This is a genomic window from Neobacillus sp. SRL179, from assembly GCF_984799095.1.
This window is the reverse complement of the sequence record NZ_OZ481792.1, coordinates 2,226,683-2,241,987: the sequence shown is the minus strand read 5'-3', so window position 1 is coordinate 2,241,987 and position 15,305 is coordinate 2,226,683. Positions and strand designations below refer to the sequence as shown.

Below are 15,305 nucleotides of genomic sequence, written 5' to 3'. Positions count from 1 at the left end.
ATGTAGAGGTGGAATGGAATGTCAGCCTTGCAATTGAATTTATCGAAACTTGATTATGAACGTATTACTAGATTCATTTATCATTTATCAATTAGTTTTAAAAAGGGTTCTGATGAATTGCAGCATTTACTAGCGGAGTATTTTGACTACCATTCATCCATTCTGTGGAAAGTTGACCAAAAAGGGAACTTATCTGATCCACTCAACCACCGTATTAGTGATTATTTAGTAGAGGATTATTTAAACTATTTTCACAGTCATGATTATTTACACCCGAAAAATCATTTACATTTATATCCGAAAGAAATGGCCCTAAGATTAGAGGATGTTATCAAACTAGATCATTACGAAGCATCCGATTATTATAAAGAATTTATGAAGAGACACCAATACTATCATGAAATGGTGGTTGTTTTTAATTCTCGTCATAAATTTAATGGAGTCCTTGGTATTGCAAGGGCTAAGTCACAAGGTGAATTTTCCGAGAAAGATCGACTTATCTTTCAAACGCTTGCGCCAATTATTTCAAACTTATTATATTTAGAAGGAGAGTTGGAAGAACAACGAAAAGAGAAAGACATGTTAGAAGCCTTTGCTGATAAAAATAATACAGGGTTTATTTTACTTGATCGAAATTATCATGTTATCTACATGAACCCGGCTGCCATGCGAATTTATAAAGAAGCCTCTCAGTATAATAATATAGATAACTTTATCCAAGACATTGCCTTTGGACATAGTCATCGTTTTAATAGTTCTCCCCAGTTGCAATTGCAAGGCTATAATATAAAGGTTATTACTCATCAAGAGCTTTTTTTATCTAGAGAAAGCCGTTTTGCTGTGATTATTGAAGAAAATCAGGCTAAAACACCGTTGGTTGAAGATAAATATTTTACTAAATTAACTAAGCGGGAAAATGAGGTTTGTTATTATGTAAAAAAGGGGTGTTCGTATAAGGAGATCTCCGAAAAATTATTTATAAGTGTACATACAGTCAACAAGCATTTAAAAAACATTTATGAAAAAATGGGAGTTAATAGCCGGGCTTCCTTACAAGCAAAATTACTAGATGTCAATGTTGAGCGTACTGAATGATCCCTAGTGCTTCGTTAACTAATAAATGAAATGTAAGCGTCATACAGCAAAAAAGTGTCAGGCACCTTCCACTTGGATAGCCTGACACTTTTCTTGAAAAGATTTGTAATCTTATTTCTTTTTCTGCCGAAATAAATCAACCGATTTATATCCTTGTGATAAGAGATCGACCATTTCTGCTTTTCGTTTTTCTTGTGTGCTCTGTTGTTTAGCTGAAAAGATGTAGCGGGCCCAACCTTTTTGATAACCCGGGGTTAATTCTTTGAAAAATTTTAGTTCTCCTGGATAATCCGTTAAAACCGCTTCGATATCTTTTACATGTTCCTCATAATCGGCTACACACTGACTTGCTGCGGATGACTTTTGAGTCTTCTTTTTCTCCCGCTTTAAACCAACAACTGTAAATACATCATCCATACCGACCATCCGTGAAAATTTTAAATCGCTATTTTCTACATATCCATCTTCGTCCACTTTCAAAGCTGGAAAGATTTCATCTCTATGTACAAAGGTCTCATATCGCTTATTCCCTTTTTTCGGATAAGCAAAAAATAGATAGCCTTTTTCAGGTAATGTTTGATCCTTGATGATGCTGTGAGTATATTTCACCATGTCGTCAATGGTTTCGACAAAGATAAAAATAGCATCATGGCCCCCAGATAATGCCGTCGGATATCCATTAAATATATCATAATCACTTGGCTGATTCAGAACAGCCATATTTTTATACTTGGTAAGATTTAATTTATCGATAATCGTCATCATAAACTCCCTTTAACTGATTGTAATAGTTCCAATGGTATTATTGGTGTCAGGCACCAGCCTTATTAATTTATTATAATATACCATGTTCTTTATACTTACATTAAAAGAAATTTCATGATAATAGAAATCATATAATAAAATACCAGGCACCCTCCAGTAATTGGATTGTGCCTGGCATTTTTTTATATTACAAGTCTGAAATCATACCGCCATCAACCACGAATTGTGCGCCAGTTGAATAACTAGAATCGTCAGAAGCAAGGTAAATAACTAAATTAGATACTTCATAAACCTCTGCTCTTCTTCTTAGTGGAATGTCTTGTTCCAGTTGTTTCAAATATTCAGCCACATCTCCTTGTTCCGCCATTGGAGTTTTAATAATTCCTGGGTGGACGGAGTTTACACGAATATTATATTGGCCAAGTTCAGTAGCGGCCCCTTTTGTCATACCGGTAACAGCATGTTTTGAAGCACTATATGCAATCGCTGTTGGTGCACTGACTAATCCATCAACGGAAGAAATATTTACAATCGATCCAACTCCAGCCTTTTTCATATAAGGAACGACTGTTTTCATGCCTAAAAATACGCCTAATTCATCTACTTCAAATGTTAATCTGAAGTCTTTTTCTGTTAGTTCTTCTAGAGGTTTGAAAATCCCAACACCTGCGTTATTGACTAATACAGTAACTGGTCCAAATTTCTCTTCTGTTTTCTCTACTACTTCTTTCCAATTATCAGCATTTGAAACATCCAGTTTTAATGCGATTGCATTCTCACCAATTTCATTAGCTAATGCCTGAGCTGCTTCAAGGTTGATATCCGTAATGACTACTTTTGCCCCTTCTTCAACAAATTTACGAGCATGCATAGCTCCCATTCCTTGTGCTGCCCCAGTAATGATTGCTACTTTATTTTCTAATTTTCCCATGTTTACCATTCTCCCATCATTATTGATCTGAAGTAGTTTATGTAATTGCCAATATTTCATACTACAAAATACTTCGAATTCGAGAATTTTTAATTACAAGTAAATTTTAATCCTATTTTTACCTTGTGTCAAAAAATCTGTTTTTATGTAAAGGGTCCGTTCTTCCGTTTTCAAAGGACTTATACATAATTACGGTAATTATTATTTCAGAACTTTTTTACTTTCAAATTCTCGGGTATAGTCTTCCAGTACATGGGGTCCTCTAAACCGAGACGCCAAATCCCGATTCCTCGTAATTTATATTTTTCAATAAGTTTTAGCTTAACCCGCAAACTTTTACTATTTTCAAACCAAGCCTCATGGCTATGCTGTTTTTCATCTACATAACTGAAATGAGGTGTTTGGGAGTGAGAGTCCCAGATCACTTTTGCTTTATTTTTTTTCTTCTGGTCCATTAATACTGAATAGGAACTATACGAGGCTATCCCTGCTGTTATATCCCAATCCCAACCATAACCAGCGATACCTAGTAAAACTTTTGATGGTGGTACTCCATGTTTCAAAGCATAATGAATCGTTGCTTCTGTCCAATCGACTGAGGCAGTTGACCCGGGTTTTGTTCTGGGGTTGTGTTCATCATAGGTCATAATCATTAACCCATCTGAAAATCGGCCAAGCTTTTCGTAATCAAACCAGGGTGACCATGGATTAGCACGGGAATCACCTGTGTTTGCCGGAACGGAAACTGTGACTACTTTTCCATCACGATGCAGGGTATCAGACAATTTTTCTATCATCCGACTAAAGGAATCCCGGTCTTTCAAATACAAATTTTCCATATCAATATTAATACCGTCATAGTTAAACTGATTTATTTCATCGCGTAAGTTCTGAATGAAAACATTGCGGTTGTTCTCGTTATCGAGTACATGACTCGCTGTCTGCTTGCCCTTCTCCACGGTTTCGTAAAAGAGATTATGTACTACCATATATACCTTTAGGTGTTTTTTATGAGCACTCTGAATCACCATTCTTTTGTGATCTGCGGTAACGGAATCTATAAGACTGCCTGGATGCTCATCATCAAGCTTATACCAAAACGGTGCAATACTGCTTAAACTGGTGAAATGCTCGTTCACTGTAGGTTGCGATCCTGGAGTTGTTCCTTCCTGCTCTGTGTAGAATCCTAAAACCTCACGAGATGTTTTAGTCTTTTTCGTCGCCTCTTTTCGTTGTACTTGACTACAGGATGATAGTAAGAATAATGCTATGCATAATGAAATGATGGTGGATGACCGATAATGATTTTTCGCCATACTACCCCTTCTTCCAATTTGTATATTTCTTAAGTTGATAAGAAAGGTTGTATTTTATTCATTAATGTACATTTTGCTTTATCTTTGCATCCACTAAAAACAAATCTAAAGAAATTCGCCGAGAAAATGATATAGCCTCCACTTTGTAAAGTGGAGGCTGATTTTATTAATTAGTCATAGAAAAATAACATAACGGTATTAATAGAAACTGCAATCCCCTCAAAATGTTGGTGCACCTAAACTCCCGAGTGTTACCCTTTATAATACAATAAAGCTATTAGAAAAATAATTAATCCTATTAAGAAAATTGGACCAAGACTGGTGCTGTAAACAAAGTAAATTCTAATATGAAGAATGGCATGAACAATAAGAATGATTAGTAAACAAACAAGTAAAAAAATGGTTAACTGTACATTTTTATTCCGATTCAAAGGATTTGCTCCCTTCTAGAAGCTTCACAGGGACATTAATGGACCAGCATACTTTTGTTTTTTATATAAATATTTTATAAGAGCTCGAAATATTCCTTCCTCCTCGACCACCTACGAGAGCCCTACATTACAAAAAAATCCAACCAAGGCAATTTTGGTTGAATTTTCGTTTATGGTAAATGATAGAGTTGGTCAGAATTAATCCGTACTAGTAGAATCCGTTATTGTCTTAGGAGTTTTTCAATTTCTGTTTCAACACGAAAAATCCGCTTGTTTAAGGCAGAGGTTTTATCATCTGTGTACTGAATCATTTTTTCTGTGTAATCACCTAAACTTTGTATCAAATTCTTTTGAAGTTTATCTTGTCCATTTTTTACTTCAATGACGTCTAAATGCAATTTCCGTTGACCTTCTTCTAACTGCTTTTGACCCATTTCTAACTGCTTGTGACTTGTTTCTAACCTTTTTTGACCCACTTCTAAATTTTCAAGACGAGTATTGATTTTTTGTAATTCATTGAGGATTAGTTTAAAGTTCTCTTCCATTTGAACTCCCCCATGTTTATTTCTTCTTAGCTATTTATCATTTACCTTAATACCGAACGTATTTTCTTATTTCAATTATACCAAATGAAGCAATACCTGTCACGTACTATTAAGCTTAAAGATCTGTCCCCCGGTGCGTTAAAGCTATATCATACTGGGGGTCTGACCCCAAAGTCGCAAAGACTCCATTTCATTGCTCCTCTTTCATATGATCAATAAGTCTGCTTAGTAAATCGTTTAACACCAATATTTCTTGATCATTATAAATATGATACGTCTGAGCATTAAAATCATTTCGTAACGATTTCAATTCCTCATAAACACGGATTCCTTCCTCTGTTATTTTCACTCGAGTTCTTCTTTTATCTTCAGAGTCTTGATATAGAGTAACTAGGTTTGATTGCTGCAAGCGATTGATCATACCAGTCATATTTTGCTTCGTTACCAGCATTTCTTCTTTCAATTCGCCAATTGAAATTTCTCCTCTTTCTATAATTGTTCTTAAAATGACCCATTGCTGTATACTATTCAGCCCAACTTCTGCAACTATTTTTCCTCCATATTTGCTTAAAAGATTGGATATCCTAAGGAAATCTAGCGTAATATTTGTTTTTATATCTCCCATACAAACCTCCGCATCCATTAATTAGTGATTATCTTAATGTAATCGATGAAATTAGTCAAGTTGTTGACTAATTTGATAAGATATCATAAACTATTTTAGTCAATAACTTGACTAAAATAGTACACTCTATTATGCATAGAATGAAGGAGAAGAGAAATATGTCTAAAACAACGACCAATCGTAAAATGGTAACTGTTGCAATGCTGGTTGCTATTCTATTAGTGGCCATTGATGTAACGGTTGTCAGTACCGCCATGCCACAGATCGTCAGCGACCTTAGCGGGTTAAAATTAATCAGCTGGGTCTTTGCCATCTATACGCTGACTACTTCTGTCACGACACCCATTTACGGTAAGCTAGCTGACTTATTCGGCCGAAAAAAAGTGTTTATGACCGGGGTTATTTTGTTTGTGGCTGGATCGATGTTGTCAGGTGCTGCTCATACCATGACTCAATTAATTTGGTTCCGTGCTTTTCAAGGTATTGGTGCCGGCGCGGTCATGCCGTTAACCTTTACGATTATTGGTGACCTCTACCCAGGTGAACAACGAGCTAAAATGCAGGGAGTTTTTAGTTCAGTTTGGGGAATTGCCGGTCTCCTTGGCCCATTGGTAGGAGGCTTTTTTGTTGACCAAGTCAGCTGGCGCTGGATCTTCTATATTAATTTGCCGGTCGGTTTAGTGTCGCTTGTGTTAATTACTGTCTTCTTCCACGAAACTGTTGAGCTGAAAAAGGATCGTAAAATTGATTATCTTGGAGCAATTACCTTTACCATTGGAATTTCAACTCTATTATACGCTCTACTAAATGCTGGTCCAGGGCAAAAATATGCGTGGAGTTCTTCAGCCATTTATTTACTGTTTGCTGTTGCGGTCATTTTTATAGTCCTCTTCGGCTATATTGAAACCAAAGTGAAGGAACCGATGCTTCCTCCATCATTATTCAAGATTCCAGTGATCCTTGTATCTAATGTCATTGGTTTTCTAGCAAGTTCTGTCCTAATAGGAGTGAATGTTTATTTGCCTATGTGGATTCAAACCATTCTTGGCCATAGTGCGACAAGCTCAGGTCTTACTCTCATGCCAATGTCCATTGCCTGGCCGTTAGGTGCCACTTTTGCAGGGCGTTATATGTATAAAATCGGCTCTAAATTAACTGCCATTCTTGGTGCTGTGTTGATTGCCCTGGGTGGAACCTGGTTACTCGCTGTGGAGCTTGACTCACCTTATTGGTACTTTGTAGGGATAATGATTGTCATTGGTCTAGGCATGGGTTATGCAACTACGCCAACCACCGTACTTGTTCAATCAGCGGTTGGCTGGCAGATGCGTGGAGCGGCAACCGCATCAAATACCTTTACCAGATCCATTGGTCAAACCGTTGGAGTGGCGATTTTTGGAACGATTTTTAACAACTCACTTATTACGTTTGGAAAAGAACATGCAGCAGGAGAATGGAGTGGAGGAGGCAATATAAGCGATGCCCTAAACTCAGAAACGATTAATAAGCTGCCTGCAAGTATGCTTACGTTCATTCATGAGGGACTTGCTCATGGGATGCACCTGGTTTTTATACTCGTGTTTTTCATCGGACTTGCCAACCTCATCGTTACGTTCTTCCTTCCTTCACACAAGAAAGTGATGGAACATCAAAAGCAGGTTCAACATTAATCTAATGCCGCCATTCTAGGCGGCCTTTTAATTATTGTTTGAAGTATCGAATGAGAAAGTGGAAGTGGTTTGCAAATTTCGTAATACCCAATCCGAATTTTACAGAGGTCCGCTGCTACTTAATCAAAAAGGTCTCCCCTTTTTCATCAAATGCCTGCTTAAAATCAAATGCAAAAGACGTGGGACCATGCTGTATATAGTAGTTGTATCTTTTGAATGCCTCCTCCCATGAGACATCCGTCACCTTTTCTGTCCACCAAACTACATAAGATAGGTGTTTCTCTGGATATGGCTCCATCCATCTGCTTCTATCTCGTAATGCTTGCATATGATGTCCTGAATAGGTAAAACGATGTAAGCTTTGAAGGTTTCTCCATACTGTGAGTGTAAGAATAGGAGAACCCTTTCCCTTAACGGTTTCTTCAGGAAATGGGACTCCTTCAGATGAGAACGCCTCTATTAGTCCTGATCTTGTTGCCTGCCGATATACTTCAGATCCTACTTGAAAAAATTCACGAGAGGCAGGGTGGTCATAGGTGTGGTTTAGTCTTCCAACGGTATAGATTGAAACGAATGCCATAAACATCCCTCCGCACTAGTCTTTTCCTAGATATATTCCAGTGAAAATGGGAAAATTACTATTTTTGCCTGCATGCTCCTTTTGCTCAACAAAAAACAGTACCACCGGCAAGCGGACCCTATGACCAATTTTCGCACTCCATTAGGGCATAAATTCCGGCCAAATCTAATCAACACCGAGAGATGAATTCGGGTGTTATCACTAATACAAAAGGCTAATCGGTAAAATACCAATTAGCCTTTTGACAACGTTAAATCTTTTATATACTTCGAGCAGTATCGATAAATTACGCTCCTGGGTTAATTTCTAATTCAACTTTGATTTTGATGTCTTTCCCTACAAGGACGCCGCCTGTTTCAAGAGCTGCGTTCCAAGTAAGACCAAATTCTTCACGGTTAATTTTTGCTTCTGCTTCAAATCCGTAAACTTCTACTCCCCATGGGTTTGTACCTTTACCATTAAATTCAACATCAAATGTTACTGGTTTTGTTACGTCCTTAATCGTTAGATCACCTGTTACTTTGTATTCATCGCCATCTTTTGTAATACTTGTTGATTTAAATTCAATAGTTGGGTTATTTTCAACATCAAAGAAATCTGCTGATCTTAAGTGGTTATCACGATCTTCACTGCGTGTGTTGATACTTGCCACATCAAATTTGAAAGCAATTGAAGCTGTAGTAAGATCTGCTAAATCCGCTGCTTCTACATCAGCTGTATATGATTCAAATTGCCCTTTTACTTTTGATACCATCATGTGTTTTACTTCAAAACCTACGCTTGAGTGTGATTGGTCAACTGTCCATTTTGTCATTTTAATATTCCCCCATTTTTTGTGATTTTACCTTAAATCGTTCAATTAATTAATTTCGAATTCATTTATCTCAACTTCGAGATAAATTTATCATATTTTCGATTTAGTTGTCAATACTTTTTTTGAATTATAGTTTGATAAAAAATTAGAATGCTTAATAAAAGAAGCAACACTCCCCTTTGAAGTGTTGCTTCCCTTATTTGATAGCCATTTATGGTAAGTTGTTTATTTTTTAGAATATCTGGATAACTTTATAAATACTCCCAAGCCTGCAAAGAAAAAACCTAAACAAAATAAACTAGCTGGACTTCCCCAAACTATTTCACTCATTTATTACCCCTCCGTTATTTGTATATATAGGGATATTTTACCACACGCACCATTTATTTAGAACTTATTGTTGTTGCTATTAAAAAAAGCTAATAATAAATACAATAACTAGAAACAAAACTGAACCTATTTTAATAAAATTTAGACTTAACGAACCAAATGTTCTTTTAAAAGTGTGATTACTTTTTAATCCTTCATAACTAGTAGCTATTTCTGATTCGCTTAAATTTGTAATGATAAACAGCTCAAAAGTGACACGATATTATTCGTATTTAAAGCTAATTCGTGCCTTAAGTTTTCGGCTTAATTAATTATTCTTTATCTTTTTCATTTGAACCCCATGCTACTGCTCCAAATAATGAGGCAAAGATTAAGACAATCCATTTTATTGTTTTTTTCATCTTTTGCACCCCTTTTTGTCATACTTTTTATATGGATTTTTCCATAAAAAGGTTTCACTATTATCTGCTATTCAAACTCATCATTTGCCCTTATTTATAAAAATAGTATCTTACTCCAAACAAACAAGCCGGGGCAAACCCTTCTATTGAATCAATCGATATAGTTTGGTAGCATCATAATTAATGACCTATTAAAACTAAAGGAGTCTTTCATCATGTATACTGTCGTTTTTGATCTAGATGATACCTTATATGACAGGAATCAGCCGCTAGAAAAGGCATTTTTAAAGTTTAATCCTGCAAATGGTCTCTCCTTTGACTCATTCCTTAAGATTTTCACCAAAAATAGTGACCTTGCCTTTGATCAAGTAAAGGATGGAATTTGGACATTAAAAGAGTCCCATATTTTTAGAATACGAGAAACCCTCCGTGAAATGGAGATCAAAATCAGCGATGACCAAGCACAAGTCTTCCAGGCAGCTTATGAAGATTATCAACAAACCATTAAACCATATCCTGAAATGGTAGAGATTTTGGACTACTTGCAGGAAAAAGAGATACAAACATTGATTATCACAAATGGTCCCTCCAAGCACCAGAGAACGAAAATAAAAAATCTAGGTTTAGACCTCTATTTCAAGCCAAATGAAATTATCGTTTCCGAGGAAGAAGGAATGACCAAACCGGACAAAGGATTTTTGAACTTGCTGAAAAGAGATTTCACTTTAACAAAAACAATGCCTGGTTTATTGGCGACAGTTTCGATAATGATATGGTTGGGGCGTTCAATGCTGGCTGGCATTCGATCTGGTTCAACAAAAATAACAAACTTATAAGCCATCACACCCACCCCACCAAAACAGTCATCTCACCACTCAAATTGAAAGAATACTTACTGGATCACGGGGACGGTTTGCTTTGTTAAACATGGGGGTATCCCCCCGCGCAGCGAAATTACAATATTTCAATATACCCTTCCGTTCCATTCACACGAATTCGTTGCCCATCTTTTATCAGTTTGGTAGCATTTTCCACCCCGACAACGGCGGGTAAGCCATATTCACGTGCGATCACTGCTCCATGGGTCATCAAGCCGCCTACTTCAGTGACTAAGCCTTTTATGGATACAAACAATGGTGTCCAGCTTGGATCCGTAAAGGTAGTGACTAGGATATCCCCGTCTTCCAGATTTGCCTCTTCTATTTTTAAAATGACGCGTGCTCTGCCTTCTATCACTCCGGAAGAGACAGGCAGTCCTACAATCGCTTCGACCGGGAGATTTTCTCGCTGGTACTTACCTGTACTAATTTCACCATCCGATGTAATTACTCGCGGAGGAGTCAATTTTTCATATAATTTATAATCGTTTTTTCGCTTATAGATGAACTGGTAATCCAGCTTATTTGTGCGGACGGCCTCGTGGAGTTCTTCAAATGTGAGATAGTATATATCTTCTTTTTCATGAATAACGCCCGCTTGCACAAGTTGCTCGGCTTCTTTCAGTAAAGCCTGCTTATAAACGAAGTAGCGATGAATCATGCCGTATTTTGGATATTCACGATAGCCGATGAAATTCCGGATTAGGTCAATCATTCTCTTTGTTTCTTTGGCCTTTTGTTCACCATCCGGTAATTGCTTCAATCGACTTAATAACTCTTGTTCTTTTTTCAAAGCTTCTTGTTGCCCTTGCTCAAATTTCCGTTTGCTGGCATTCGGCTCAAAGTTTTTGATGTTACCAAGAATCATGGGGACAAGGGTAATAGGTTTTTCACTCCATCTAGTTCTAGTAATATCAATTTCTCCTGCACATCGCATTCCAAATTTATTGAGGAACGCATTGAATGCGTCTCTGGCCTCCTGTCCACCATCAAACTTAACCAGTTCATCCAAAAAGTGATCCTCTTTCACATGTTGTAAATAATCAATTATTTCTGGATAGGGACGAATCACATCTGCAACATCCATTAGTGCAAGCCCCATTTCCGAAGTAATATTGTTTGGTACAGATTGAGAAAGCGTGTCTGCTGCGTTTTTTTCACCTAACCACTCGTTCATTTTTTCATTAACCCAGGTCGAAGCATTCATAGCAGCCATAAATACAGCTGTACTTTGTGGATCAAATAAAATTTTCTTTAATTCCTGAATATCTTCTAGAATAAAATCAAGTAAATTTATTCCTGACTTCGTTTGGATGTTTTCTTTTAACTCTACTATGGAGGTTTGACTACGGTTAATCAATTCAGAAACGATTGATGGATTGTTTTCGTTTTGTGTCAGCATATCTGTATTGCCTCTGTTGCGGCTCGGTGCTTTAGAATCATTAGATACCGGTTTTATAAAATCACCACGTTCAATGATGTTCATAAGTGCTTCTTTCATGAGTGGATCGTGTTGCCCCATAGCATTTAATAACATGTTCCTACTGACTGTTGAAGCCAGTTGAAGTGAGACATCAACAAACAGCCTTCCACCAGCTTTACGCATGGGTGCAGGCGTGGTTAACAGAAAAAAAGACAATCCTAATGGTTTCATTGCGTCCGTCATCATTTGTTGATGACCAACCGATATATAGACATGATTTTCTTGATCATTCGCTTCAGGGATAGGGAAAAGAGTGGTGATTGGGCGACTCTGGACGACATAAAATCTATCATCCACTAAACACCATTCGATATCTTGAGGACATCCAAAATAAGCTTCGATCTGTCTACCGATACGTGCTAGTTGTAAAATTTGTTGGTCAGTAAGTGTTTGTGTCTTTTGCTGATCAGAAGCGATTTCGTGTGTCTCTGTCCCGCCCTCCTTTCGTCCATAGATAGCTAATTTCTTGGTTGATATCATCTTATCGACAATTTTATCATCTTTCACTTTATAACTATCGGCAGAGACTAAGCCTGAGACCAGTGCTTCGCCCAGTCCAAAACTGGCATCGATTGATAACAGCCTTCGGTTAGAAGTAATCGGATCAGCGGTAAATAAAATCCCTGAAGCCTGTGGGAAAACCATCCGTTGTATGATAACGGACAAGTACACTTGGCTATGGTCAAATCCGTTTTTCATACGGTAAATCACGGCACGATCCGTAAATAGGGAAGCCCAACACTTGCTAATATGCTGCAAGATTGCTTCTTTTCCGATGATATTTAAATAGGTATCTTGTTGACCCGCAAAAGAGGCTTGAGGTAAATCCTCAGCCGTCGCACTAGAACGAACTGCATAGGCATGTTCTTCTCCAAACTGGGAGAGATAGTAAACAACTGCTTTCACAACTTCGGAAGGAATTTCTGTTTCCATAATAATTTGTCTAATCTTCCTGCTAATTTTACTTATTTGATCTCGATCCTCTACCTTTAAGGTTGTTAGTTGATTCAATAACGAGTGGAGAGTTTCGTTTTGCTCGAGTGCTTTTTGATAAGCTTCTGTCGTAACACAAAATCCTTCTGGTACTTGTATTCCTTCAATTTTTGTTAATTCCCCTAAATTTAACCCTTTTCCGCCATCGAGCAAAAGCTGTGTTCCTTCCATTTCCTGAAAGCCGATAACCAAAGAACTCATACCACATCACTCCTAACCATTAATGTCTATTGATTTTAGCAGTTGTAACGGAGAATAAACAGTCTATATTAACCATACTCCTCGTGCTATAATTAAAATAGGAAGATATGGGTTTGATAAAGTAAAGTAGAGTCAAACTTTTAAAGCCTATCAAGATAAAAGGTCAGACCCCGAGTGCGGTGAAGCGTTAGCACTTAGTGCTTTGACCTTTTGGGTTTTATTTGGACAACTTTTTCTTATTGCTTCATTATTTCCATAACCGTTCAGAAGTTACTTTATTATTTTCTTTTTTTAAAAGATAAACATCAGGATTACTAAGATTTTTCCAATCATCGAAACCAAAATCTTTGTTAAATTGTTTTAAAAGTAGCGACATTAAATTTCCGTGTGTAACAATAACAGTATTTTCATTATGACTGTTAAAAACAGTTTCAACAACTTCAACTATTCGTTTCATTGCATCTATACTGGACTCTCCGCCTTCAAATTTAAGTTCAAGATCGTCAAATGTAGTTCTTAGTTTTTCATACCAATCAGCAAAATTTTTGGAGCTCAGTACACGTTCTGTTAATCTACTATCCAGCTCTACCTCCATATTTATTCTCTTTGCAAGTGGTTGAGTAGTTTCAATGGCTCGTTTATATGGACTTGAAATAATTCTGTCTATTTTTATATTGGAAAAAAACTCACATAAATCTAACGCTTGTTTAAGACCCCTACCCGTAAGTTGTGCTTCAGCTGACTGGCCTACTGCCTCACAATGCCTAATAACATAAATTTTCTTCATTAAAATCCACCCCACTATTATGTATCTACCGTTTTCATTTCGATAATTAAGGCAGTAATTCCTCTAATAACCGATAAGGAGGAATCATTTTGTTATTATCAAAAGCCCGGGAACTTTATTAATCGGAATAAAATCGTCGAAATTTTAAACGTGAAATTGAACCCATATCCTAATAAAAAGTCTTTAAGAAATAAAAGAAAAAGCCACCTATAAATGGCAGCTGGATTGCTATGTTGCGATATGGTGTCAGGCACCTTATCGAAGTCTATTAAACATACATATGCTTTTATTTCATTTTAATAGGAGTTACAACAGCAAATAGATTCTCAGATGGGTCTTTTACATTGATTTCTATGATTTTATAGCCAGTTCCGCCATCATTATAGTCGTTTTTGGTTGTTGAAATAATATATTTTTGATTTTCCATGTTTCTATCTCCCTTTCCATCAAATAACTCACAGAAGTTACTATATGCAAAAGGATAAGAAATGTGCACTTTTTATAAAAATTTTTTCCTCGTTACTTTTATCGGAATGCTTTTACTTATTGGAATGAAATATATGGTATTTTTAAATCATGATGGGGAAAATAAATTATTCAATCGTTGATGTTTTTTCACAAGGAAAATATACGGGTAATCAACTGGCGGTTTTTAAAAATGCTGGAAGCCTTTCAGATAATGAAATGCAGCTAATAGCCAAGGAAATTAATTTTTCTGAAATATGTAGGAGGAAAAGTAGAAAAAGTGGCCCAAGGTGAATGGTATCTATAAAAACCCTTCTTTAATAACAACAATAGCCCCTATCCACAAAAGGATTGAGGTATTGTTTAGGAATAACCATTGTATTTGAATCATGGACCTACAGTCTTTTTCTAACAGAAAATGATTTCTTCTTGTTGGCCGGCTCTATTATGTTTTGAAATCCGTATAGAATCAAAGCCCTTACAAAATTAATGGCTAAATATTTTATTTTTGATAAGTTTTCTAAGGAAAATATATTAAAGTTATGAACAAACTTCATTCCACCAAAGATAAAAAACATATGAAGAATTGTATTTGAAAAAATGTATAACGGGAATTTGCCAAAAGTCATCTTTAATATCCATAGGCTTGTGACAAAGTATGGACCGAAATTCATAAAATTCATGCTGTTGAAGGGTCCGACACCATTATAAAACTTCCACCAGCCTTTCTTTTCACCATAAAAATCCAAAGCTTTAGTGAATGTACACATAAATATCGCAGTTGGAAGAAATCTTCTAAATGCTTTTTTACCTAGGAATGGTAACGTTAACCAAGGCATTACCAATAAGGCACTCAAAAATAATTTTTGATTTTTCATTAACATCACCTTAAGGATAGTTTGTTTTATTTAACTTATTATTTTCAAGTATGTCCTCTTTATACAAACCCCTTATTTTTGCCAATACCTTATACTTTATTCCATTTTCTTCTATTT

The 15,305-nt window shown here is 36.4% G+C and carries 15 protein-coding genes and 2 pseudogenes; 5 read left to right on the top strand and 12 right to left on the bottom strand.

Annotated features, from left to right (window positions below; translation table 11 throughout):
- Positions 1-18 precede the first annotated feature (18 nt).
- On the top strand, positions 19-1,095 hold the full coding sequence (locus tag AC4E8C_RS11110; protein ID WP_490212163.1) for a helix-turn-helix transcriptional regulator: 1,077 nt from the start codon (positions 19-21) through the stop codon (positions 1,093-1,095).
- Positions 1,096-1,206: 111 nt separating this feature from the next.
- On the opposite strand, the gene AC4E8C_RS11105 is transcribed toward AC4E8C_RS11110, so the two are convergent.
- From AC4E8C_RS11105 to AC4E8C_RS11080, 6 genes are all read right to left on the bottom strand, one after another.
- Positions 1,207-1,857 (bottom strand): YdeI/OmpD-associated family protein, encoded by a 651-nt coding sequence (locus AC4E8C_RS11105; RefSeq protein ID WP_490212529.1) that lies wholly within the window; start codon positions 1,855-1,857, stop codon positions 1,207-1,209.
- 190 nt (positions 1,858-2,047) lie between these two features.
- Positions 2,048-2,791 (bottom strand): SDR family NAD(P)-dependent oxidoreductase, encoded by a 744-nt coding sequence (locus AC4E8C_RS11100; RefSeq protein WP_490212162.1) that lies wholly within the window; start codon positions 2,789-2,791, stop codon positions 2,048-2,050.
- Between the two features lie 206 nt (positions 2,792-2,997).
- On the bottom strand, positions 2,998-4,107 hold the full coding sequence (locus AC4E8C_RS11095; RefSeq protein ID WP_490212161.1) for a glycosyl hydrolase family 18 protein: 1,110 nt from the start codon (positions 4,105-4,107) through the stop codon (positions 2,998-3,000).
- Between the two features lie 251 nt (positions 4,108-4,358).
- On the bottom strand, positions 4,359-4,538 hold the full coding sequence (locus AC4E8C_RS11090) for a hypothetical protein (RefSeq protein ID WP_490212160.1): 180 nt from the start codon (positions 4,536-4,538) through the stop codon (positions 4,359-4,361).
- Between the two features lie 221 nt (positions 4,539-4,759).
- Positions 4,760-5,083: a hypothetical protein gene (locus AC4E8C_RS11085; RefSeq protein ID WP_490212159.1), complete on the bottom strand. Its 324-nt coding sequence runs from the start codon at positions 5,081-5,083 to the stop codon at positions 4,760-4,762.
- Positions 5,084-5,273: 190 nt separating this feature from the next.
- Positions 5,274-5,708: a MarR family winged helix-turn-helix transcriptional regulator gene (locus tag AC4E8C_RS11080; protein WP_490212158.1), complete on the bottom strand. Its 435-nt coding sequence runs from the start codon at positions 5,706-5,708 to the stop codon at positions 5,274-5,276.
- Positions 5,709-5,866: 158 nt separating this feature from the next.
- On the opposite strand from AC4E8C_RS11080, the gene AC4E8C_RS11075 reads away from it, so the two are divergent.
- Positions 5,867-7,378 (top strand): MDR family MFS transporter, encoded by a 1,512-nt coding sequence (locus tag AC4E8C_RS11075; RefSeq protein WP_490212157.1) that lies wholly within the window; start codon positions 5,867-5,869, stop codon positions 7,376-7,378.
- Positions 7,379-7,493: 115 nt separating this feature from the next.
- Here AC4E8C_RS11075 and AC4E8C_RS11070 read toward each other — a convergent pair whose 3' ends face one another.
- Together AC4E8C_RS11070 and AC4E8C_RS11065 are read right to left on the bottom strand one after the other, a co-directional pair.
- Positions 7,494-7,958: a DUF3291 domain-containing protein gene (locus AC4E8C_RS11070; protein WP_490212156.1), complete on the bottom strand. Its 465-nt coding sequence runs from the start codon at positions 7,956-7,958 to the stop codon at positions 7,494-7,496.
- A 286-nt stretch (positions 7,959-8,244) separates the two neighbouring features.
- The gene (locus tag AC4E8C_RS11065; RefSeq protein WP_490212155.1) at positions 8,245-8,772 is read right to left on the bottom strand and encodes a YceI family protein; all 528 of its coding nucleotides are present in this window, start codon (positions 8,770-8,772) and stop codon (positions 8,245-8,247) included.
- Between the two features lie 946 nt (positions 8,773-9,718).
- On the opposite strand from AC4E8C_RS11065, the pseudogene AC4E8C_RS11060 reads away from it, so the two are divergent.
- Together AC4E8C_RS11060 and AC4E8C_RS11055 are read left to right on the top strand one after the other, a co-directional pair.
- Positions 9,719-10,204 (top strand): annotated as a pseudogene (locus AC4E8C_RS11060) (HAD family hydrolase); the annotation flags it as partial.
- The gene (locus tag AC4E8C_RS11055; protein ID WP_490212528.1) at positions 10,198-10,428 is read left to right on the top strand and encodes an HAD family hydrolase; all 231 of its coding nucleotides are present in this window, start codon (positions 10,198-10,200) and stop codon (positions 10,426-10,428) included. The pseudogene AC4E8C_RS11060 and the gene AC4E8C_RS11055, both read left to right, overlap by 7 nt.
- Positions 10,429-10,457: 29 nt before the next feature.
- Here the strand turns inward: AC4E8C_RS11055 and ppsA are convergent, their stop codons facing one another.
- The 3 genes from ppsA to AC4E8C_RS11040 form a co-directional block, all read right to left on the bottom strand.
- A complete protein-coding gene (gene ppsA, locus AC4E8C_RS11050) occupies positions 10,458-13,058 on the bottom strand; it encodes a phosphoenolpyruvate synthase (protein WP_490212154.1) in 2,601 nt (866 codons plus the stop codon).
- A gap of 247 nt (positions 13,059-13,305) precedes the next feature.
- Positions 13,306-13,845, bottom strand: coding sequence for a histidine phosphatase family protein (locus tag AC4E8C_RS11045; RefSeq protein ID WP_490212153.1), 540 nt, complete (start codon positions 13,843-13,845; stop codon positions 13,306-13,308).
- Between the two features lie 286 nt (positions 13,846-14,131).
- On the bottom strand, positions 14,132-14,272 hold the full coding sequence (locus AC4E8C_RS11040) for a hypothetical protein (RefSeq protein ID WP_490212152.1): 141 nt from the start codon (positions 14,270-14,272) through the stop codon (positions 14,132-14,134).
- A 152-nt stretch (positions 14,273-14,424) separates the two neighbouring features.
- On the opposite strand from AC4E8C_RS11040, the pseudogene AC4E8C_RS11035 reads away from it, so the two are divergent.
- Positions 14,425-14,565: pseudogene (locus AC4E8C_RS11035) on the top strand (PhzF family phenazine biosynthesis protein); the annotation flags it as partial.
- Positions 14,566-14,705: 140 nt separating this feature from the next.
- On the opposite strand, the gene AC4E8C_RS11030 reads toward AC4E8C_RS11035, so the two are convergent.
- On the bottom strand, positions 14,706-15,188 hold the full coding sequence (locus tag AC4E8C_RS11030; RefSeq protein WP_490212151.1) for a hypothetical protein: 483 nt from the start codon (positions 15,186-15,188) through the stop codon (positions 14,706-14,708).
- Positions 15,189-15,305: the final 117 nt, after the last annotated feature.